This is a genomic window from Staphylococcus sp. 11-B-312 (genome assembly GCF_016743055.1).
Taxonomy (GTDB): domain Bacteria; phylum Bacillota; class Bacilli; order Staphylococcales; family Staphylococcaceae; genus Staphylococcus; species Staphylococcus ureilyticus.
On record NZ_CP068241.1, the window covers coordinates 1,409,476 to 1,429,903 of the forward strand.

The 20,428-nt window shown below is 32.2% G+C and carries 18 protein-coding genes and 1 pseudogene; 18 read left to right on the forward strand and 1 reads right to left on the reverse strand.

Annotation, left to right across the window (positions count from 1 at the left end):
• Nucleotides 1-85 precede the first annotated feature (85 nt).
• The 4 genes and pseudogenes from JG554_RS06775 (at nt 86) to ypdA (ending at nt 5,245) form a co-directional block, all read left to right on the forward strand.
• Nucleotides 86-1,051: a helix-turn-helix domain-containing protein gene (locus JG554_RS06775; protein WP_070038236.1), complete on the forward strand. Its 966-nt coding sequence runs from the start codon at nt 86-88 to the stop codon at nt 1,049-1,051.
• Nucleotides 1,038-2,416 (forward strand): annotated as a pseudogene (locus JG554_RS06780) (RecQ family ATP-dependent DNA helicase). The gene JG554_RS06775 and the pseudogene JG554_RS06780 overlap by 14 nt, the downstream one beginning before the upstream one ends.
• Before the next feature lie 147 nt (nt 2,417-2,563).
• Entirely contained in the window at nt 2,564-4,027 is a 1,464-nt protein-coding gene (locus JG554_RS06785) for a LysM peptidoglycan-binding domain-containing protein (protein WP_238394750.1), read from the forward strand.
• A gap of 231 nt (nt 4,028-4,258) precedes the next feature.
• Nucleotides 4,259-5,245 carry a bacillithiol disulfide reductase YpdA gene (gene ypdA / locus JG554_RS06790; RefSeq protein WP_070038232.1) on the forward strand — a complete coding sequence of 329 codons (987 nt, stop codon included), beginning with the start codon at nt 4,259-4,261 and terminating at the stop codon, nt 5,243-5,245.
• Nucleotides 5,246-5,330: 85 nt separating this feature from the next.
• On the opposite strand, the gene JG554_RS06795 is transcribed toward ypdA, so the two are convergent.
• Nucleotides 5,331-6,305, reverse strand: a complete 975-nt coding sequence (locus tag JG554_RS06795) for an asparaginase (protein WP_107360165.1) — start codon at nt 6,303-6,305, stop codon at nt 5,331-5,333.
• 78 nt (nt 6,306-6,383) lie between these two features.
• Here JG554_RS06795 and cmk point away from each other — a divergent pair, with 78 nt between their 5' ends.
• From cmk to JG554_RS06865, 14 genes are all read left to right on the forward strand, one after another.
• Nucleotides 6,384-7,040 carry a (d)CMP kinase gene (gene cmk, locus JG554_RS06800; protein ID WP_070038226.1) on the forward strand — a complete coding sequence of 219 codons (657 nt, stop codon included), beginning with the start codon at nt 6,384-6,386 and terminating at the stop codon, nt 7,038-7,040.
• A 297-nt stretch (nt 7,041-7,337) separates the two neighbouring features.
• Entirely contained in the window at nt 7,338-8,516 is a 1,179-nt protein-coding gene (rpsA, locus tag JG554_RS06805; protein WP_070038223.1) for a 30S ribosomal protein S1, read from the forward strand.
• A gap of 196 nt (nt 8,517-8,712) precedes the next feature.
• The gene (der, locus tag JG554_RS06810; protein ID WP_046208224.1) at nt 8,713-10,023 is read left to right on the forward strand and encodes a ribosome biogenesis GTPase Der; all 1,311 of its coding nucleotides are present in this window, start codon (nt 8,713-8,715) and stop codon (nt 10,021-10,023) included.
• A gap of 16 nt (nt 10,024-10,039) precedes the next feature.
• Nucleotides 10,040-11,038, forward strand: a complete 999-nt coding sequence (locus JG554_RS06815) for an NAD(P)H-dependent glycerol-3-phosphate dehydrogenase (RefSeq protein WP_070038220.1) — start codon at nt 10,040-10,042, stop codon at nt 11,036-11,038.
• 169 nt (nt 11,039-11,207) lie between these two features.
• On the forward strand, nt 11,208-11,480 hold the full coding sequence (locus JG554_RS06820) for an HU family DNA-binding protein (protein WP_019468914.1): 273 nt from the start codon (nt 11,208-11,210) through the stop codon (nt 11,478-11,480).
• Between the two features lie 327 nt (nt 11,481-11,807).
• On the forward strand, nt 11,808-12,365 hold the full coding sequence (locus JG554_RS06825) for a heptaprenyl pyrophosphate synthase subunit A (protein WP_046208226.1): 558 nt from the start codon (nt 11,808-11,810) through the stop codon (nt 12,363-12,365).
• 17 nt (nt 12,366-12,382) lie between these two features.
• Nucleotides 12,383-13,084, forward strand: coding sequence for a demethylmenaquinone methyltransferase (locus JG554_RS06830; protein ID WP_046208358.1), 702 nt, complete (start codon nt 12,383-12,385; stop codon nt 13,082-13,084).
• A gap of 26 nt (nt 13,085-13,110) precedes the next feature.
• The gene (locus JG554_RS06835; RefSeq protein WP_182478099.1) at nt 13,111-14,064 is read left to right on the forward strand and encodes a polyprenyl synthetase family protein; all 954 of its coding nucleotides are present in this window, start codon (nt 13,111-13,113) and stop codon (nt 14,062-14,064) included.
• Between the two features lie 124 nt (nt 14,065-14,188).
• Entirely contained in the window at nt 14,189-14,638 is a 450-nt protein-coding gene (gene ndk / locus JG554_RS06840) for a nucleoside-diphosphate kinase (RefSeq protein ID WP_070038216.1), read from the forward strand.
• 387 nt (nt 14,639-15,025) lie between these two features.
• Complete coding sequence (aroC, locus tag JG554_RS06845) at nt 15,026-16,192, forward strand: chorismate synthase (RefSeq protein WP_046208229.1); 1,167 nt, start codon at nt 15,026-15,028, stop codon at nt 16,190-16,192.
• Between the two features lie 26 nt (nt 16,193-16,218).
• Nucleotides 16,219-17,286, forward strand: coding sequence for a 3-dehydroquinate synthase (gene aroB / locus JG554_RS06850; protein WP_070038214.1), 1,068 nt, complete (start codon nt 16,219-16,221; stop codon nt 17,284-17,286).
• Between the two features lie 9 nt (nt 17,287-17,295).
• Entirely contained in the window at nt 17,296-18,594 is a 1,299-nt protein-coding gene (aroA, locus tag JG554_RS06855; protein WP_046208231.1) for a 3-phosphoshikimate 1-carboxyvinyltransferase, read from the forward strand.
• Nucleotides 18,595-18,597: 3 nt separating this feature from the next.
• Nucleotides 18,598-19,845: a tetratricopeptide repeat protein gene (locus JG554_RS06860; RefSeq protein ID WP_046208232.1), complete on the forward strand. Its 1,248-nt coding sequence runs from the start codon at nt 18,598-18,600 to the stop codon at nt 19,843-19,845.
• 21 nt (nt 19,846-19,866) lie between these two features.
• On the forward strand, nt 19,867-20,427 hold the full coding sequence (locus JG554_RS06865) for a YpiB family protein (protein ID WP_046208233.1): 561 nt from the start codon (nt 19,867-19,869) through the stop codon (nt 20,425-20,427).
• Nucleotide 20,428: the final 1 nt, after the last annotated feature.

Below are 20,428 nucleotides of genomic sequence, written 5' to 3' on the forward strand. Positions count from 1 at the left end.
TGCTACACTAATAACACAATTAGTATTGTAGTTACTGTTTAAAATTTTATCAAATGTTTTTGTTTTATAAAATGAGGGAGCACACATGTATAATTTAATTCGCTTTACACGAATGCAAGCACATAATTACAAAACAGAAAAAAGCATATATAATATTATCACAGGCAAAAAATCCCATCAAACCTTTTTTGACGCCTGTAGTCAACAACTATTATCATTGTATCATAGCTTACCAAACTTAAAATATCCATCATTTGTTGGATATATTCAAAATGGACAACAGGATGTTGATGGTACGCGATTAATTCGTACACATCCAAGGTATACATATGATAGTTTATTAAACACCTTTAAGGCACTTCAATTATTAACCCAAACAATTTCGAATATTTCACATGATTCATTACATTTTGTGCCTATTACACACAACAATACAATTCAACATAGAGTTAAAAAAGTATATAACAGTGCTAAAAATAAGAATATATCTTGCAAATTAAAAGAAGAATTAAATCTTCTTTTCTCTTCAATTTCTGAAAAAAATAGTAAAACGTATTTGCACTATTATTTACAAGGTTATAAAGAAAGTATGTATACAAGACAACAAGTCAGCTTAATAGAAAATATTTCGCAACAACAATTGTTCGAACTAGAAATAAATGAATTAGTAATCATGATGTTTGAATTGGAAAATGCGATTAAATATCCTATTTTAAATCAATTAATTATTTTACCAACGTTGCTTTTTAAAACAGAGGAAACTTACATAGGTATTAAAAAAGGTCTCAGCTTTAACGAATTAGCTAAGACACAAAATGTAAAATCAAACACAATTGAAGATCATATTCTAGAATTATTTATAAAAGGGTATCTTTCACAATACGATGTATTTATAAATGATAATTCATATTCACAGTTTCTAAGTTACTATGTAGAAAATCGCAGCGAAAGATTAAGAAATTACAAAGAGAAATTTCCAAAATTAAATTACTTTGAAATTAAACTATTAATCATCGGTGTTGAAAGAGGTGATTTAAATGTTACATCATGAATTAAAAAAATGGTTTGGTTTTGATTCATTTAAGCCTGGACAACAGGAAATTATAGAGCATGTATTAAATGATGAAAATACTTTGGGTATATTGCCGACTGGTAGTGGAAAAAGTTTATGTTATCAATTACCAACCTATATCAAACAAAAGCCCACCCTTATCATCTCACCGTTAATATCCTTAATGGATGATCAAGTTATGCAATTAAAACTACAAGGCGAGCATTACGTTTCATGCATCCATTCCGGATTAGATGAAAATGAAAAAAAACAAAATTTACAATACTTAAAGCATAGTCGTTTTATATTTTTAAGTCCCGAATTTTTGTTGCAACCACATAATTTTAAACTTATACAACATCTAGATTTAGGTTTAATCGTTTTAGATGAAGCCCACTGCTTATCTGAATGGGGTTATGATTTCAGACCACACTATGCACTTGTAGGGAAAATCATCAATTATTTTCCTAAAGCCAATATACTTGCTTTGACTGCCACAGCACCACCTTATTTAACATATGATTTAAATCACATGCTAAATAAAACATTTACTGTTGTGAAAACAACTACGAATAGAGAAAATATTACATTATCACACATAAATTTCGAAAATGATCATGAAAAGTTAAAATGGTTACTTCCAACGTTAGAACAATCAGGTCCAACTATTATCTATGTTTCATCCAAAAAAATGTGCCTAACTTTAGCAAAGGCAATTTATCAATATGGTTTTTTAACTGGGATATACCATGGTGACTTAACCTATCAGGAAAGACATACTGTACAGCATCAATTTATAAATAATGAAATACCAATTATTGTTGCAACAAGTGCTTTTGGAATGGGGATAAATAAAAAAGATATACGAACCATCATACATTTTCATCTAGCCACAAGTCCATCAAGTTATATGCAAGAAATTGGTCGTGCAGGACGTGATGGCTACTCTAGCCAAGCAATCAGTCTTTACCAACCAGATGATAGTTATCTATTAGAAACGTTATTGTTTGCAGATATAATTACTGAAGAAGATGTGAATACATTTGAATTAGGTATGTTTTTACCACCTGAAAAAAATGAAATATTAGAGGTTCTAAGTAGTAATTTTAAAATTGAACAATTGCGTACTATTTTCAAAACAGCATTTGAAAGAAAACAACGCGGTTATTATCGAATGTTAGGTTATAAAAATTTAGACCAATGTCGTAGGTCATATATGGTAGAGTTTTTCGGTGAAAATCTATCAACAAAACCAACACAGTGCTGTGATAATGACACAGAATTAAAACCAATTAATATTATTAATAGAAAAAAGTGAAAAGAAAAATGGATTTTAAAGAAAAATTACGAAATATATTCAAATAAAAGATAAATACTTTACTTCACTTTTTCAATCAAGCTATAATACTAGATATACGCTAAATTTTTATTTGTTTTTCATATAAAATTAATACATATATACTGGCTTTTAGGGTAAAACAGTATATACTAAAATTAAATGATGGAAGGATGATGAATTTGTCTAATAATAATTTCAAAGATGATTTTGAGAAAAATCGTCAATCTATTGATCCAAAAGAACATCGAGATGATGTAAAGGATTCTGTTAACGATTCCGTTGACAATGTAAAAGAGGAAGTTTCTGATAAACAAGACGAACAATTCCCTCCAAGAAATGCCCAAAGAAGACAACGTAGAAGAGATACGGCAACACATCAAAATGAAGGAAATGAATCACCTGTTGATGAGAAAAATGATACATCAAGTCAACAAGACAGTAAGCAACAACAGGAAACACATTCATCATCCAAGACGGTTGCGGATGAAACCAATAAAAATCAAGACCCTTCAGAAAATAACAATATTAATCAAAATAGAAGTGAAAAAGATCACGACATTTCTGAAGATAACCAATCTGAAGATAAAAATGATAAGAAAAAAGGCGCTGCCGTAGCTGGCGGAGCAGCCGCAGCTGGTGCAGGTGCATATGCCGCAAAAAAACACCATGACAAGAAAGATGATTCTGATCATGCTAAAGATAACAATGCAGCCTCAGACGATAACGAAAAAAGTGATGCTGCTACAGGCGTAGGTGCTAATAATAAAAATCAACATACTGAAGAAGCTAATTCTGAAAAAAGTAATGATTCAAAAGACAACAAGAAAAAAGGCGCTGCCGTAGCTGGCGGAGCAGCCGCAGCTGGTGCAGGTGCCGCTGGAGCAAGTGCTGCGCGTTCGAATGGAAATGGCTCCGGTGGAAATAATGGTAACGGTGATCACAACAACGATCCAAATGATGATAACAACAATAAAAAGAAAAAAGGCGGCTTATTTGGAAAAATATTACCAATCGTAGCAGCAATTTTAATTTTAGCAGCAATCGGAATTTTTGGAGGTATGGCATTAACTGGCAACAATGATGATAGTAGTAATAACGACGATAAAAAGGTAGCGGACAACAAAGATAAAAAATCTGACTCAGATTCAGACAAGGACAGCAAGAAAGATTCAGACAAAAACAAAGACGATGATAGTGAAAAAGCAAATACAAATAATGACGATAACGCTGAATCAGATAGTAATGATAATTCAAACCAAAGCGATTCTAATTCTGACGATGCAGCTACTAGCGATCAAAATCAAGCTACTGAATCTGATCAAAATAACCAAAGTGATCAAAATGCACAGAACAGTCAAAATGATCAATCACAACAAAATAATCAAGCTACGAATCAAGGTAATGATTCAGCAAACCAAGGTCAAGCAACTAACAGCCAAAACAATCAACAAAACAACCAAGCTTCAAACAACAATTCAGGACAACAAACACATACTGTAAATGGTCAAAATCTTTACAGAATAGCCATCCAATACTATGGAAGCGGATCTCCTGAAAATGTAGAAAAAATCAGAAAAGCAAATGGATTACAAGGTAATGATATTCATAACGGACAACAATTAGTTATTCCTCAATAAAACATTCATCTTTAACAAATAAAATGAAGCTTGATTATCGAGCCTGTTCCTAAAAAAGGACTAATCCATAACATGATATGCTCCCTACAAAGTAGACATTTAAAAAAGTAAACTTTGTAGGGAGCTTTTATATGAATTAGTCATTTTTGTAAACAAATTTTCAAAATCTATCACTTGGTTTTTTTAAATCTACTGGTATAATAAATGGGTGGTTAAAGGAGGACAAATACTATGCAAACAGTAGAAAGTATAATCATCGGCGGTGGACCATGTGGGTTAAGTGCCGCTATTGAACAAAAGAAAAAAGGGATTGATACTTTAGTAATTGAAAAAGGAAATGTTGTGGACGCTATTTATAACTATCCAACACATCAAACATTCTTTTCTTCAAGTGATAAATTAAGTATTGGCGACATTCCATTTATTGTCGAAGAAAGCAAACCACGTCGTAATCAAGCATTAGTGTATTATAGAGAAGTTGTTAAACATCATCAACTGCGTATCAATGCTTTCGAAGAAGTCCTTACTGTTAAAAAAATTAATAATCGTTTTACACTCACTACTACGAAAGATGTTTATCAGTGTCGATTTCTAACCGTAGCTACTGGTTATTATGGTCAACATAATACTTTAGAAGTAGAAGGTGCAGAATTACCAAAAGTAAAACATTATTTTAAAGAAGCACACCCTTATTTCGATCAAAATGTTGTCATCATTGGTGGAAAAAACTCAGCAGTTGATGCAGCACTGGAATTAGAAAAGGCAGGTGCACATGTCACAGTTATCTATCGTGGTTCTGACTATCCAAAAGCAGTTAAACCATGGATTTTACCTAATTTTGAGTCATTAGTGAAACACGAAAAAATAAACATGGCCTTTAACGCTGAAGTCACAAAAATTACTGAAGATAGTGTTATTTATGAGCAAGATGGAGAAGTAATTGAGATTCCTAACGATTACATTTTTGCAATGATTGGTTATCATCCGGACTATAATTTCTTAGAATCAATTGGAATTGAAATCAATGAAAATGAATTTGGGACAGCACCAGTTCATAACAAAGAAACTTACGAAACAAATGTAGAAAATTGTTATATTGCTGGTGTGATTGCTGCAGGTAATGATGCAAATACGATTTTTATTGAAAATGGTAAGTATCATGGTGGCATTATCACTCAAAATATTTTATCTAAAAAGCAAACGCCTTTAGAATCATAATATAAAAAAGAGCTGGATAAGTGATTATTATTTGAGAATACTTTCAATATTCTTAAATAAAACGTTACTTATCACAACTCTTTTTTTATAATTGAGCTTCAAAATACCTTTTTAATTGTGCTTTAGTTAAATGATTACTTAAGCCGATTAATAATTTCAGTCTCGCTTTTTGTCCATTTAATCCATTAGAGAAAATAACTCCTTTTTGTTCTAATGTTGCACCGCCACCTTCATAAGCATAAATAGGACCGACAATACCATTAAACGATCTAGATACAAGTATAACTGGAATATTGTTATTTAAACATTGATTCAACCCTTCTAAACATGTAGGTGGCAAATTGCCTTGACCTAGCGCTTCTATTATAATCCCATCAACTTGCTTTTTACTGTAAAAAGCCAAAACATCGCTATTCATTCCCATATACGCTTTCACGAGTGGGATATTTAAAGATTGATTGATATCAGTCAATACTAAATGCCCAAATGGTTTATGATGAAACTGTACACTTTGTTTTGTTATCACACCTAAGGGACCATGATTCGGACTTTGAAATGTATTCGTATTAGAAGTGTGCGTTTTCGTTACATTTCTAGCTGTATGAATCTCATCGTTAAAAACGACCATAACACCCATATTTAATGATTCATCACTAATTGCAACTCTAATTGCTGATAAAAAGTTATATAAACCATCTGCACCAATTTCATTGGAAGAACGCATCGCACCAGTGATTACAATTGGTTTTGAGGTGTCTATTGTTAAATCTAATAAATAAGCTGTTTCCTCTAGTGTATCAGTACCATGTGTAATCACATAACCATCATAATCATCTTGATCCTCAGATTGATTTATAATTTGTTTTAAAGTTTCCACATACGCAATATTCATGTGTGGAGATGGTACATTAAAAGGTGTTATTTCTGTTACATCAGCATATTGATTAATAATATTTTGATGATTAGAAATTGGATTGTCTTTATTTGTAACAACTTTGTTCGATTCATCTTGTGACATGCTAATCGTGCCGCCAGTATGTATGACAAGAAGTTTTTTCATGTGTGCATTCCTCCTATTTATAAAATACATATTTATGATAAAATATTATTTATAAAACAACAAGGAAGGGTTACTAAAATGAAACCAATAAATATCGCACTTGATGGACCTGCAGCTGCAGGTAAGAGTACAATAGCAAAACTTGTGGCAGCCAAGTTATCTATGGTGTATGTAGATACTGGTGCAATGTATCGTGCTATAACATATAAATATTTACAATTAAATAAAACAGAAAATTTTTCTGAACTTGTCGAATCAACTGAACTTTCATTAACTTATAACGAAGAAAAAGGACAAAGAGTCATTTTAGACAATCAAGATGTGACAGATTATTTAAGAGAAAATGATGTGACAAATCATGTTTCTTATGTATCTTCAAAAGAATCAGTGCGCTCATTTGCCGTTGAAAAGCAACAAGAGTTGGCGCAGCAAAAAGGCATTGTAATGGATGGTAGAGACATTGGTACGGTTGTGTTGCCAGATGCTGATTTAAAAATATATATGATTGCCTCTGTTGAAGAACGTGCTTTACGTCGTCAAAAAGATAACGAACTAAGAGATATACAATCAACAGTAGAACAATTAAAAAAAGAAATAGCCGAACGCGATCACTATGATATGAATAGAGAAATATCTCCTTTGAAAAAAGCAGAAGATGCAATAACTATTGATACTACCGGTATGAGTATCGAAGAAGTTACTGATAAAATTTTGACATTAGTAGAAGATATCTAAATTCATAAAATCATATTATCTATTGATTTTTTTTGTAGTCCTTTTGTTAAAATTGTGTAAAAAAGTTATAAAATATCAAAATCAGGGTATATTATCGTAGTAGGTTTTTAAAACTTGTACTACATATAAGTCAATGTAAATTGCTATTGATATTAAAACTATTATCTACATGTTAAGTATCAATTAATATTTTTAAATGTATAGAATGAGAGTATTCACTATAAAGTGGAATTCCTTGACAATTCTGTCAAATTATAAGATGTTATAAATATGTAGTGTAATAAGGAGGCAGACAAGATGACTGAAGAATTCAATGAATCAATGATTAACGAAATTAAAGAAGGGGATAGAGTTACTGGTGAAATTCAAGAAATTGAAGATAAACAAGTAATTGTACATGTTAATGGAGGTAAATTTAACGGTATTATCCCTATAAGTCAACTTTCAACACATCATATTGATAATCCTAGTGATGCTGTTAAAGTTGGTGACGAAATCGGTGCATATGTCACAAAAGTGGAATATGACGAAGAAAATGAGACAGGTGCTTATATCTTATCAAAACGTCAATTAGAAACTGAAAAATCATATGAATTTTTACAAGAAAAATTAGATAATGATGAAATCATCGAGGCTAAAGTCACTGAAGTTGTAAAAGGTGGTTTAGTAGTAGATGTTGGTCAAAGAGGATTTGTACCAGCTTCATTAATTTCAACTGATTTCATCGAAGATTTCTCTCATTTTGAAGGACAAGTTCTAAAATTAAAAGTTGAAGAACTAGATCCAGCAAATAATCGCGTCATTCTTAGTCGTAAAGCTGTAGAAGCATTAGAAAATGCTGAGAAAAAAGATGACTTACTCAATAATCTTAATGAAGGCGATGTCATAGAAGGTAAAGTTGCACGCTTAACAAACTTTGGTGCGTTTATCGATATTGGTGGTGTAGATGGACTTGTACATGTTTCCGAGCTATCACATGAGCATGTTAAATCGCCAGAAGATGTTGTTTCAATTGGTGATCAAGTCAAAGTGAAAGTAAAATCAGTTGATAAAGATTCTGAACGTATTTCATTATCAATTAAAGATACATTACCAAGCCCGTTTGAATCGTTAAGAGGAGAAGTCAATGAAAGTGAAGAAATCGAAGGTAAAGTTGTCAGACTTACAAGCTTTGGTGCCTTTGTTGAAATCAAACCTGGGGTGCAAGGTTTAGTTCATATTTCAGAAATCAGTCATTCACACATCGGTACACCTGGTGAAGTATTAGAACCAGGACAAGTTGTCAGTGTTAAAATACTCAGTGTCGATATTGACAATGAACGTATTTCACTTTCTATTAAAGCAACATTACCTGACGAAAATGTTGCTGAAAGTGATAGTGAAACAACACAATCATATTTAGATAATAATGAAGACGAAGACAATCCAACACTAGGTGATGTTTTCGGAGATAAACTTAAAGATATTAAGTTTTAATAATTATCATAAGACTAAAAATAAATCTTGTCCTATTTTTACGTTAGGGCAAGATTTATTTTTTTAGTATACATATCAATCAATAAATTAATTGTATTTCATGAAAGTCATTTAAATTGATTCATTAATAATTTCTTTTGAAATACTTACCCCGTATGATAGAATTATAGAGATTAAAAAAGAGAGGAAGTTAGTTATGACTAAACCTATAGTTGCTATTGTAGGAAGACCCAATGTTGGAAAGTCTACAATTTTTAACAGAGTCGTAGGTGAACGTGTCTCAATTGTTGAAGATACACCAGGTGTGACTCGTGACAGAATTTATTCATCAGGCGAATGGTTAACTCATGATTTCAATATCATTGATACTGGAGGTATTGAAATAGGTGATGCACCATTCCAAACACAGATTAGAGCGCAAGCAGAAATTGCCATAGATGAAGCTGATGTCATTATTTTTATGGTAAATGTTAGAGAAGGTTTAACACAAAGTGATGAAATGGTAGCTCAAATGCTATACAAATCTAAAAAGCCCGTTGTATTGGCAGTGAATAAAGTTGATAATCCTGAAATGCGAAATGAAATTTATGATTTTTATTCACTAGGTTTTGGAGATCCGTATCCAATTTCTGGTTCACATGGTTTAGGGTTAGGTGATTTATTAGATGAAGTAGTTAAAAATTTCAAAGAAGAAGAGCCCGATCCATATGACGAGGATACAATTCGTTTATCAATTATTGGTCGCCCTAACGTAGGTAAGTCGAGCTTAGTTAACGCGATTTTAGGTGAAAATCGAGTCATAGTATCCAATGTTGCTGGAACAACTCGAGACGCTGTTGATACTGAATATAGCTATGACGATCAAGATTATGTGCTCATAGATACTGCTGGTATGCGTAAAAAAGGTAAAGTATATGAAAATACAGAAAAGTACTCAGTTTTACGTGCACTTAAAGCGATAGAGCGATCAAACGTTGTTTTAGTAGTTATCGATGCTGAACAAGGTATCATAGAACAAGACAAGCGTGTTGCTGGCTATGCGCACGAAGAAGGAAAAGCGATTGTTATCGTTGTCAATAAATGGGATGCTGTAGATAAAGAAACAAATACTATGAAGAAATTCAAGGACGAAGTACGCAAAGAATTTCAATTTTTAGATTACGCACAAATCGCTTTTGTTTCAGCAAAAGAACAAAAAAGATTATCTACGCTATTCCCGTATATTTTGGAAGCGAGTGAAAACCATAAAAAACGTGTTCAAAGTTCAACATTAAATGAAGTAATTACAGATGCAATTTCTATGAATCCTACACCAACAGATAAAGGTCGTCGATTAAACGTATTTTATGCTACACAAGTTGCAATAGAACCTCCAACATTTGTTGTGTTTGTAAATGACGTAGAATTAATGCATTTTTCTTATAAACGTTATCTTGAAAATCAAATCAGAGCTGCCTTTGGATTTGAAGGTACACCTGTACACATCATAACTAGAAGAAGAAATTAATAAATGGAGGGGTTACATGTCTAATATAGCTGTCTTTGGTACTGGGAGTTTCGGTACGGCATTAGCAAATGTCTTAGCTGAAAACGGGCATCAAGTATTAATGTGGGGGAAAAATGAAACGACTGTTAATGAAATAAATGAATTTCATACAAACACTAAATATCTTAAAAATGCACAACTTGAATTATCAATTAACGCAACTACAGATATTCATAAAGCAATAGCGCATTCAGATGTATATCTCATGGCTTTACCTACAAAAGCGATGAGGGAAGTTGCAAGTGAAATTGATTCACACTTAACATCGAAAAAAACTTTTATCCATGTTGCTAAAGGAATAGAAAACGATACTTATAAACGCGTCTCTGAAATGTTAGAAGACTCAATTAGCTCTGAACATAATGCAGGTATTGGTGTACTATCAGGTCCAAGCCATGCTGAAGAGGTTGTTATCAAACAACCAACTACAGTGGCTGCTTCTTCTAAATCACCAGAAGTGAGTAAATTAGCTCAAGATTTATTTATGAATGATTATTTAAGAGTTTATACGAATGATGATTTAGTAGGCGTAGAATTGGGTGGCGCATTAAAAAATATTATAGCTGTTGCAAGCGGTGTAATTTCAGGCATGGGCTTCGGAGACAATGCCAAAGCGGCATTAATGACTAGAGGTTTAGCTGAAATAAGTCGACTTGGTGAAAAATTAGGCGCAGATCCACTGACATTTTTAGGTTTAGGTGGTATTGGCGATTTAATTGTAACGTGCACGTCTACTCATTCTAGAAATTATACATTAGGGTATAAATTAGGTGAAGGTAAATCACTAGAAAAAGCATTAGAAGAAATGAATATGGTGGTTGAAGGTGTATATACTACAAAATCAGTTTATAATTTAGCTAAAGAACATCATATTGATATGCCAATTACAACTGCATTATATAGAGTTTTGTTTGAAAATCAACCTGTTGATGAAAGCGTCAAAGACTTAATGGGACGGGGCAAAAAGGCCGAATAAGATAGAACTATTACACTTTTTTGCAAATATATAACAATTTGATATTAAAATCCTATTAATTCAACGTTTTTTACACATAAATCATTGCAGTTGCAGTATTCGTTGTGTTAAAGTCATACCATAATGATATTAAGTTATCATTATAAACCCTAGGGGAGGTGAATTCATAATGAACAAAACAGATTTAATCAATGCTGTTGCAGAACAAGCTGATTTAACTAAAAAAGAAGCTGGTTTAGCTGTAGATGCAGTATTCGAATCAATTCAAACATCACTTTCTAAAGGTGAAAAAGTACAATTAATTGGATTCGGTAATTTCGAAGTACGTGAACGTGCTGCTCGTAAAGGACGTAATCCACAAACTGGTAAAGAAATTGATATCCCTGCAAGCAAAGTTCCAGCATTCAAAGCTGGTAAAGCTTTAAAAGATGCAGTTAAATAATTCTTTACTTAAAAGTGAAGCCCTTGTTACAGGGGCTTTTTTTCTTTTGGTAAAAACTTTTAAATACAAATAAAAATAGATTGTAAACTAAGTCTCTTAATATGGTATCATTCGATATGATGATATGATATTAAGAGATTTTTAAAGTGATCAAACATCAATTTAGTTTTTATAAAGATAATAAACAAACATAATTCATTTATTTTTATAATTTTTACTATTCACAAAATACATAAAACGTATATATTTATCACTTTGAAAACCGTTGATTTTAATTTTCCCTATATAATGTTAATATGTATATTGATAATAACGTGAGGTGTGAACATGGAAACGACATTAAGTATTTTTGAAAAACAAATTACCCAACGCTTGAAAGGTATACATCATTATGACGCTATTTATATAAATGAAGTATTAGCAAAAATCCTTGATTCTTATGATATACCTGAAGATGCTAAATTAGCTTGCCTCACTATAGATACTGCGATGCGTCATTTAGATGAGGTTTCCAAAAATTTATCCTCTAAGAAAGCCATTTTGATTGGTGATTTACTAAGCGCTCACTTTTATACATTATTAGCGAAGTTACATGATCCAATTTTTCAAAAGCAAATTAGTTCAGCGATTGTTGAAATTAATGAAATGAAATCCTCCATCCATAACGGAGTGATTCCCAAAGAAGAAATCGGTCATTTTATTTTAAAAATCGAAAATAAATTTCCACTTATTACTATCAATCGATACGTACCAAACATAGAAACAACAGATATCAATCAAAAATTATTAACAAACTTATTAGAAAATCATCCTTCGTATTTAAAAAAATATTCGAAAGATGAACTAAATACATTTTTAGAAGAAATTAAATTAGAAATTAATTAAAAAAGAGGTAATCAATGATGGCAGATAATAAAGCAAAAAAAGAACAAGTACATAACGTTTTTCAAAATATTTCTGGAAAATATGATCGCCTAAACAACATCATCAGCTTTGAACAACACAAGACATGGAGAAAACGCGTTATGAAAGAAATGAATGTTAAAGATGGTAGCAAAGCATTAGATGTTTGTTGCGGAACGGCAGACTGGACCATTTCTTTAAGCAAAGCAGTCGGTCCTTCTGGTGAAGTATTAGGTGTAGATTTTAGTGAAAACATGCTTGAAGTAGGTAAAAAGAAAACAGCGGACATGCAAAATATCCAACTCATTCATGGTGATGCAATGCATTTACCATTCGAGGATAATGAATTTGATTATGTCACAATTGGCTTTGGTTTACGTAATGTACCTGATTACCTTGCAACGCTTAAAGAACTAAATCGAGTTTTAAAACCTGGTGGAATGGTTGTTTGCTTAGAAACAAGTCAACCAACTGCTCCAATATTTAAACAATGTTATAAATTATACTTTAAATTTGTAATGCCTATATTTGGTAAAATATTTGCGAAATCGAAAGATGAATATGAATGGTTACAGCAATCTACTTTTGATTTTCCAGACAAAGAAAAATTAAAACGTTTATTTTCACAAGCAGGATTTAGTAATATTAAGGTACGTAGCTTCACTGGTGGCGTTGCAGCGATGCACCTAGGCTATAAATAAAAATGAAACAACCAAAGGTGATGACTGTGTCAAAGTTAAGTATGAACAATGAAATTAAAATAATTGAACAGCGATTGGAAGAAGCATTAATAAGTAAGGATCAAATCTTAGAAGATGCTTCTTATCATTTATTTTCATCAGGCGGAAAACGTGTAAGACCTGCCTTTGTAATATTAAGTAGTCAATTTGGCGAAGAAATTAATGAAGATGTCTATCGTGTTGCTGTAGCACTCGAATTAATCCATATGGCTACTTTAGTACATGATGATGTTATTGATAAAAGTGATAAACGTCGCGGTAGTTTAACGATTGCCAAAAAATGGGATCAAGACACTGCAATTCTCACAGGTAATTTTCTATTAGCTGTCGGTTTAGAACATATTTCAAATATTGAGGATAACCGAGTACATAAAGTGATATCTAGTGCAATTGTCGAAGTATGCATGGGTGAATTGTACCAGTTTCAAGATCAATTCAATGCTCATCAAACAATTACTAATTATTTAAGAAGAATCAAACGTAAAACTGCATTGCTTATACAATTATCAACAGAAGTTGGAGCAATTGCTTCACATGCTGATACCAAAACGGTTCGTAATTTGAAAATGATTGGTCATTATATTGGTATGAGTTTTCAAATCGTTGACGATATTCTAGATTTTACTAGTACTGAAAAGAAATTAGGAAAACCAGTGGGCAGTGATTTAATGAACGGCCATTTAACGTTACCAGTATTGTTAGAAATGCGTAAAAATCCTGAGTTTAAATCACAAATAGAACAACTTGGCCCAAACAGTGATCAATCCTTATTTGATAAATGTATACAAACCGTTAAACATTCTGATGTCATAAAACAATCACAAGCAATTAGCGATAGATATTTAGATAAAGCGCTTCATCTTATTGATCAATTAGAAAAAGATGATGCTAAACCAATATTTAAAAAAATTATTAAAAAAGTAGGGAAAAGAAACGTATAATTGTGTGAAAAGCATTGAAAGCGCTTAAATTAACTGTTAATATTATAATGTGCTTCAAGACATTATAATATTTTGTTTTGTATTTTTATAAAACTTACATCACTAACAGGGGGATAAACACACAATGGAAAGAACATTTTTAATGATTAAACCGGACGCGGTTCAACGTAATTTGATAGGTGAAATCGTTTCACGTATTGAACGTAAAGGACTAAAACTTGTAGGTGCTAAACTAATGACAGTACCTAAATCGCTTGCAGAAGAACATTATGCTGAACATACGGATAAACCATTCTATGGCAATTTAATCGACTTTATTACTTCTGCACCTGTATTTGCAATGGTTGTAGAAGGTGAAGATGCAGTACATATTGCGCGTCACATTATTGGATCAACAAATCCATCAGAAGCTACACCTGGTACAATCAGAGGAGACTTTGGTTTAACTGTAGGCAGAAACATTATTCATGGTTCAGATTCAGTTGAATCTGCTAATAAAGAAATCAATCTTTGGTTTAATGCAGAAGAATTAAGTGATTTTACAGAATCACGTGAAGCATGGTTATACGAATAATCATCGTTGAATCGATACACCATTACTTGTAAGATGATATGCGTTATTAACTTAATTATTTAATACGCTCAACAATAAAGATAAAAAATAATAGTAAAAATACGATTCATGGTCGTATCCGTAAAATCAAAACACTTTCGTTGTATTCATAATAAAATGAATTTATGCGAAGGTGTTTTTTTGTATAAAAGTTGCAATTGCATTCTAAAGTGAAGTCGTTTAATATCTTAAGTTATTACTGAATTTTAGACAGATGTTATAGTTGTATGTAAGGAAATCTTATAAAGTTTAGTTATTTGAAATTTTTCTGTTAATTTGAACAATTGAATGTGATAAGATAAGGAACATATAATCATTTAAAGTACTAAAGAACGGAGTGGGTAAATAATGAGATATTTAACTTCAGGAGAATCACATGGTCCGCAACTAACAGTAATTATTGAAGGTGTGCCAGCAAATTTAGAAATTCATGCTGCCGATATAAATGAAGAAATGTTTAAACGTCAAGGTGGATACGGTAGAGGTAGACGCATGCAAATTGAAAAAGATAGTGTTGAAATTGTATCTGGGGTACGTAACGGATATACGCTTGGTAGTCCAATCACGCTTATTGTCACAAATGATGATTTTAAACATTGGAGAAAAATCATGGGCGCTGATCCTATTAGCGATGAAGATCAAGAAAACATGAAGCGCGTAATTACAAAACCACGTCCAGGTCATGCCGATTTAATAGGCGGTATGAAATATAATCATCGAGACTTAAGAAATGTATTAGAGCGTTCTTCTGCTAGAGAAACTGCTGCGCGAGTGGCTGTAGGTGCTGTATCGAAAATATTACTAAAGCAACTCGATATTCATTTTTATAGTAGAGTTATGGAAATTGGTGGTATTAAAGATGATTTAGCTTATGACCTTGAAACAATCAAATCTAATATTGATAAAAATGATGTCCGTGTGATTAATGATGATATTGCTCAACAAATGAGAGATAAAATTGATGACGCCAAAAAGGCAGGAGATACTATTGGCGGTGTTGTACAAACTATTATTGAAGGAGTACCAATTGGTATCGGCAGTTATGTACATTATGACCGTAAATTAGATGGTAGAATTGCTCAAGGGGTTGTAAGTATTAATGCTTTTAAAGGCGTCAGTTTTGGAGAAGGATTTAAAGCAGCCGAAAAACCTGGCAGTGAAATACAAGATGAAATACTTTATGATACAAACAATGGTTATTACAGAGGATCAAATCATTTAGGTGGTTTTGAAGGTGGTATGTCTAACGGAATGCCTATTGTTGTCAATGGTGTTATGAAACCAATTCCAACATTATACAAACCGCTAAATTCAGTAGATATTAATACTAAAGAATCTTTTAAAGCTTCTGTTGAACGCTCTGATAGTTGTGCCGTTCCAGCTGCAAGTGTTGTAGTAGAAAATGTCGTTGCTTTTGAACTTGCAAAAGCATTATTAGAAGAATTCCAATGTAATCATATCGAGCAATTAAAATCACAAATTGAAGAACGCCGCTTGTTGAATATTGAATACTAAATTATAAGATTAGCCAGGTGATATCGATGAAATTACAAACTACGTATGAGACTAATAATTATCCTATTATCATAGAACATAACGCGCTAAAACATTTACGTCATTACATTGAAAATTACAAAGATATTGTACTAGTCGTAGATAATACAATTGCTCAAAAATGGGATGATACATTAGAATTTATTACATCTGAATACGATGCTCACATGTTGGTTGTACCGTCAGGTGAGTCTACAAAATCTCTAGATTATTATGCAGAGACTATAGAAACATTATTGAGCAAAAATTTGACTAGAAATACTTGCATCATTGCAGTAGGTGGTGGCGCTACCGGTGATTTCGCTGGATTTTTAGCTGCTACCCTATTGAGAGGCGTTGATTTTATCCAAGTACCTACGACGATATTAGCACATGATTCTAGTGTTGGTGGTAAAGTGGGAATCAATTCAAAACACGGTAAAAATTTAATTGGTGCATTTTATAGACCAACTGCGGTTATCTATGATTTGAATTTTCTCTCAACGCTTCCTTATACAGAAATATTGAGTGGTTACGCTGAAGTATATAAACATGCATTGTTAACTGATGCCGATGCAGTACGTAATATTGAATCACATTTTTATGATAAGACAACGTTAGCGTCTTTAGATGAAATGGAATATTATATTTATAAAGGCATAGAGACAAAGTTAAATATTATTGTAAAAGATGAAAAAGAATCAAACGTTCGTAAATTTTTAAATTTAGGACATACTTTTGGTCATGCCGTTGAATACACATTTAAAATACCACACGGTCATGCCGTGATGATTGGCATTCTTTTTCAATTCATCGTATCGAACCATATTTTAAACCAAAAATTTGATATTTTACATTACGTCAATTATTTAAGTTCTCTAGATTATCCATTAAATATCATCAATACCTTCAAATTCGATTCACTTTATGAATTAATGTTAAGAGATAAGAAGAATGACCAACAAGGCGTACAGATGGTTTTATTAGAAGGTATAGGAAATCCTGTGGTTAAACATGTCGATAAATCCACTTTAGTAGAGAGTTTCACGACATTACAAACATATTTTAAAAAGTAGGTGGCATAATTGGTTAATAGTAAAACAATTGATATAAATGGTCCTCTGATTGGAGAAATAGAAGTTCCAGGAGATAAGTCAATGACACATAGAGCGATTATTTTAAGCTCATTAGCATCAGGTAGGTCAACGATATATAAACCCTTACTTGGTGAAGATTGTATTCGTACAGTAGAAATTTTCCGTCTACTTGGTGTCGAAATAGAAATTTTAGAAGATAAAATTGAAATAAACTCACCTGGATATAAATTTTTCCAAACACCACATCAAGTACTCTATACTGGCAATTCTGGAACGACGACACGTTTAGTTGCTGGATTATTATGCGGACTAGGCATTGAAGCAGTCCTTTCTGGTGATGCTTCTATTGGTAAAAGACCGATGGATCGAATTATGAAACCTCTAACGTTAATGAATGCAGATATTTCAGGTGTGAATCATAACTTTACGCCTTTAATCATCAAACCTGCTCAAATTAAAGGCATATCATACCAAATGGAAGTCGCAAGTGCTCAAGTTAAAAGTGCAATATTATTTGCAAGCTTGTTTGCAAACGAAAAAACAACGATTTCTGAAATAGGTATAACGCGCAATCATACAGAAACAATGTTTGAACATTATCAAATTCCGATTACTTACAATGATAAAATGATTCAATTACCTGAAAATAGTATTGAACATATTACTGCCACTGATTTTCATGTACCTGGGGACATTTCCTCAGCTGCATATTTCATTGTTGCAGGGTTGATAACTCCAGGAAGTGATATTACAATTCACAATGTTGGCATAAATCCAACACGTTCAGGTATCATAGATATCGTGACACAAATGGATGGCAATATAACTTTATTCAATCAAACTAATGGTTCAGAACCTACCGCTTCAATACGCGTACAATATACACCAAATATGAAACCTATCCATATTGAGGGTGAATTAGTACCAAGAGCGATTGATGAATTACCAGTTATCGCCTTACTTTGTACTCAAGCAAATGGAACAAGTATTATAAAAGAGGCGGAAGAATTAAAGGTCAAAGAAACCAATCGTATTGACACTACGGCAAACATGTTGAATTTATTAGGTTTCACCTTGCAACCAACAAGTGACGGCATGATTATCCATCCATCAAGATTGGAACAAACTGCCACAGTGGATAGCTTTACTGATCACCGCATTGGTATGATGCTTGCTGTAACTTCTTTACTAACTAGTGATACATTAACGATTGATCAATTTGATGCAGTCAATGTTTCCTTCCCAGGTTTCTTAGCTAAATTTAATCAATTAGAAAAAGAGGGATAAAGTATGGAAGATATCTATAAACTTATAGATGATATCAACTTACAAAAACTAGATAACTTAGATACACGGGTAAATGACGCGCTAAGTTCTCCAAAAGATGATGCGCTCTTTATACTCGGTGAAACATTATATAACTATGGACTAATGCCACAAGGTCTTGAAGTATTTCGTACACTTTATCACAAATACCCAGATGAAAGTGAACTGTTAATTTATTTCATTGAAGGACTGATTGCGGAAGATCAAACGGATGAAGCATTAGAATATTTAAGCACTGTTGAACTATCTACAGAACGTTTGATGCTAGAAGCAGATTTATACCAACAATTAAATATGCTTGAAGTGGCTATAGATAAATTAGTAGAAGCTATTGATATTGAACCAAACGACCCAATCATACATTTCGCATTGGCAGAATTACTTTATTTTGATGGTCAATATTTACGTGCTTCTTCGGAATATGAAACGGTATTAGAAACGGGAGAATATCAAATCAATAATGTTAATTTATTCTCACGTTTAGCTGATTGTAGCTTACAAAGTGGAAATTATAGTGATGCCATCACAATGTTTAATGAAATCAGCGAAGATGAAATGGATTCAGAAATATACTTCAAAAAAGCCATTGCTTATGAAAAAAATGACTTAACACAGGAAGCTATCAAATTAGTGCAAACACTATTATCAAAAGATCCAGACTTCCTACAGGGCTACTTTTATCTACAACAATTATATGAAAACGAGCATAATCATGCAGATGCCATTGAAATTGGTAAAGAAGGGTTGCGCTTGAGTCAATTTTATAAAGAATTAATGGTATCAACAGGTAGTATTCAAATAGAACACGGAGATGCTAATGAAGGTGTACAATTGTTACTACAAGCCTTAGACGTAGATAATGCTTATCAAGAACCACTTTTAATCTTGAGTGATTTCTTTAGACAAGAAGAAGATTACGATTCAATTATTAGCTTATTACAATATGTAGATGAAGAAGATTTAGATCCCGTATTTATGTGGCATGTAGCACATGCTTTAGGTCAAGAAGAGCGAGATAAAGAAGCACAACATTTCTTTGAATTAGCCTATCCAACCATGAGAACGCAATCAGCATTTTTAAGTGATTATTATTTCTATTTAGTTGAAATAGGTTATATAGAACAAGCACAACAAATCTTAAAGCAATTGCTAGAAATAGACCCATCGAACGAAACTTGGCATGATGAAGCTGAAAGATTGCAATCATTCTAAAAAGTAAAGAAGGTGAGTATATTGACTGATACCTTACAACAATTAAAAGCAAGTTTTATAGAATACGTATTATTTCAGTATCGTTTTAAATCTCGAATTAGTGTATGGGTATTAAATTTGATAAAATCCTCACCTGAACTTTTACAAAAAATATACTTTGTAGATGAGCAAATTCCCAGTCATAACACTTTAGAAATTGCAACTGTGAATACAGACAACATCGCCATAAAACTTATAGTAGAGGATCAACAATATATTAATAATGAAAAAATATTTGACTATATCGCAAATCAAAATATCTTTTTTGATATCAAATTATATTTAAATAAAGAAGATTCTAGAGATACGAAATTAGACGATTTATTGTTAACACAATTACTTCACTCTCCATATTATGCCGTATATATTCAAGATATATATGGTTTGCCATTATCAAAAAAAAGTGAATCATCTATTATCAAATATTTACAAGACAATATTGACTTAAGTCTGCAACTTCAGGATAGAGCTTTATTTTATCAATTATCTCAAATCCTAAATACATTTAAGTTGAGGAATCTTAATACATTATCGAAGGATTGAC

Bases quoted from the DNA above. Each gene is read 5' to 3' on its own strand.
- JG554_RS06775 (WP_070038236.1), top strand. From the start codon at position 86: ATGTATAATTTAATTCGCTTTACACGAATGCAAGCACATAATTACAAA.
- JG554_RS06785 (WP_238394750.1), top strand. From the start codon at position 2,564: ATGAATTTGTCTAATAATAATTTCAAAGATGATTTTGAGAAAAATCGT.
- ypdA (WP_070038232.1), top strand. From the start codon at position 4,259: ATGCAAACAGTAGAAAGTATAATCATCGGCGGTGGACCATGTGGGTTA.
- JG554_RS06795 (WP_107360165.1), bottom strand. From the start codon at position 6,305: ATGAAAAAACTTCTTGTCATACATACTGGCGGCACGATTAGCATGTCA.
- cmk (WP_070038226.1), top strand. From the start codon at position 6,384: ATGAAACCAATAAATATCGCACTTGATGGACCTGCAGCTGCAGGTAAG.
- rpsA (WP_070038223.1), top strand. From the start codon at position 7,338: ATGACTGAAGAATTCAATGAATCAATGATTAACGAAATTAAAGAAGGG.
- der (WP_046208224.1), top strand. From the start codon at position 8,713: ATGACTAAACCTATAGTTGCTATTGTAGGAAGACCCAATGTTGGAAAG.
- JG554_RS06815 (WP_070038220.1), top strand. From the start codon at position 10,040: ATGTCTAATATAGCTGTCTTTGGTACTGGGAGTTTCGGTACGGCATTA.
- JG554_RS06820 (WP_019468914.1), top strand. From the start codon at position 11,208: ATGAACAAAACAGATTTAATCAATGCTGTTGCAGAACAAGCTGATTTA.
- JG554_RS06825 (WP_046208226.1), top strand. From the start codon at position 11,808: ATGGAAACGACATTAAGTATTTTTGAAAAACAAATTACCCAACGCTTG.
- JG554_RS06830 (WP_046208358.1), top strand. From the start codon at position 12,383: ATGGCAGATAATAAAGCAAAAAAAGAACAAGTACATAACGTTTTTCAA.
- ndk (WP_070038216.1), top strand. From the start codon at position 14,189: ATGGAAAGAACATTTTTAATGATTAAACCGGACGCGGTTCAACGTAAT.
- aroC (WP_046208229.1), top strand. From the start codon at position 15,026: ATGAGATATTTAACTTCAGGAGAATCACATGGTCCGCAACTAACAGTA.
- aroB (WP_070038214.1), top strand. From the start codon at position 16,219: ATGAAATTACAAACTACGTATGAGACTAATAATTATCCTATTATCATA.
- JG554_RS06860 (WP_046208232.1), top strand. From the start codon at position 18,598: ATGGAAGATATCTATAAACTTATAGATGATATCAACTTACAAAAACTA.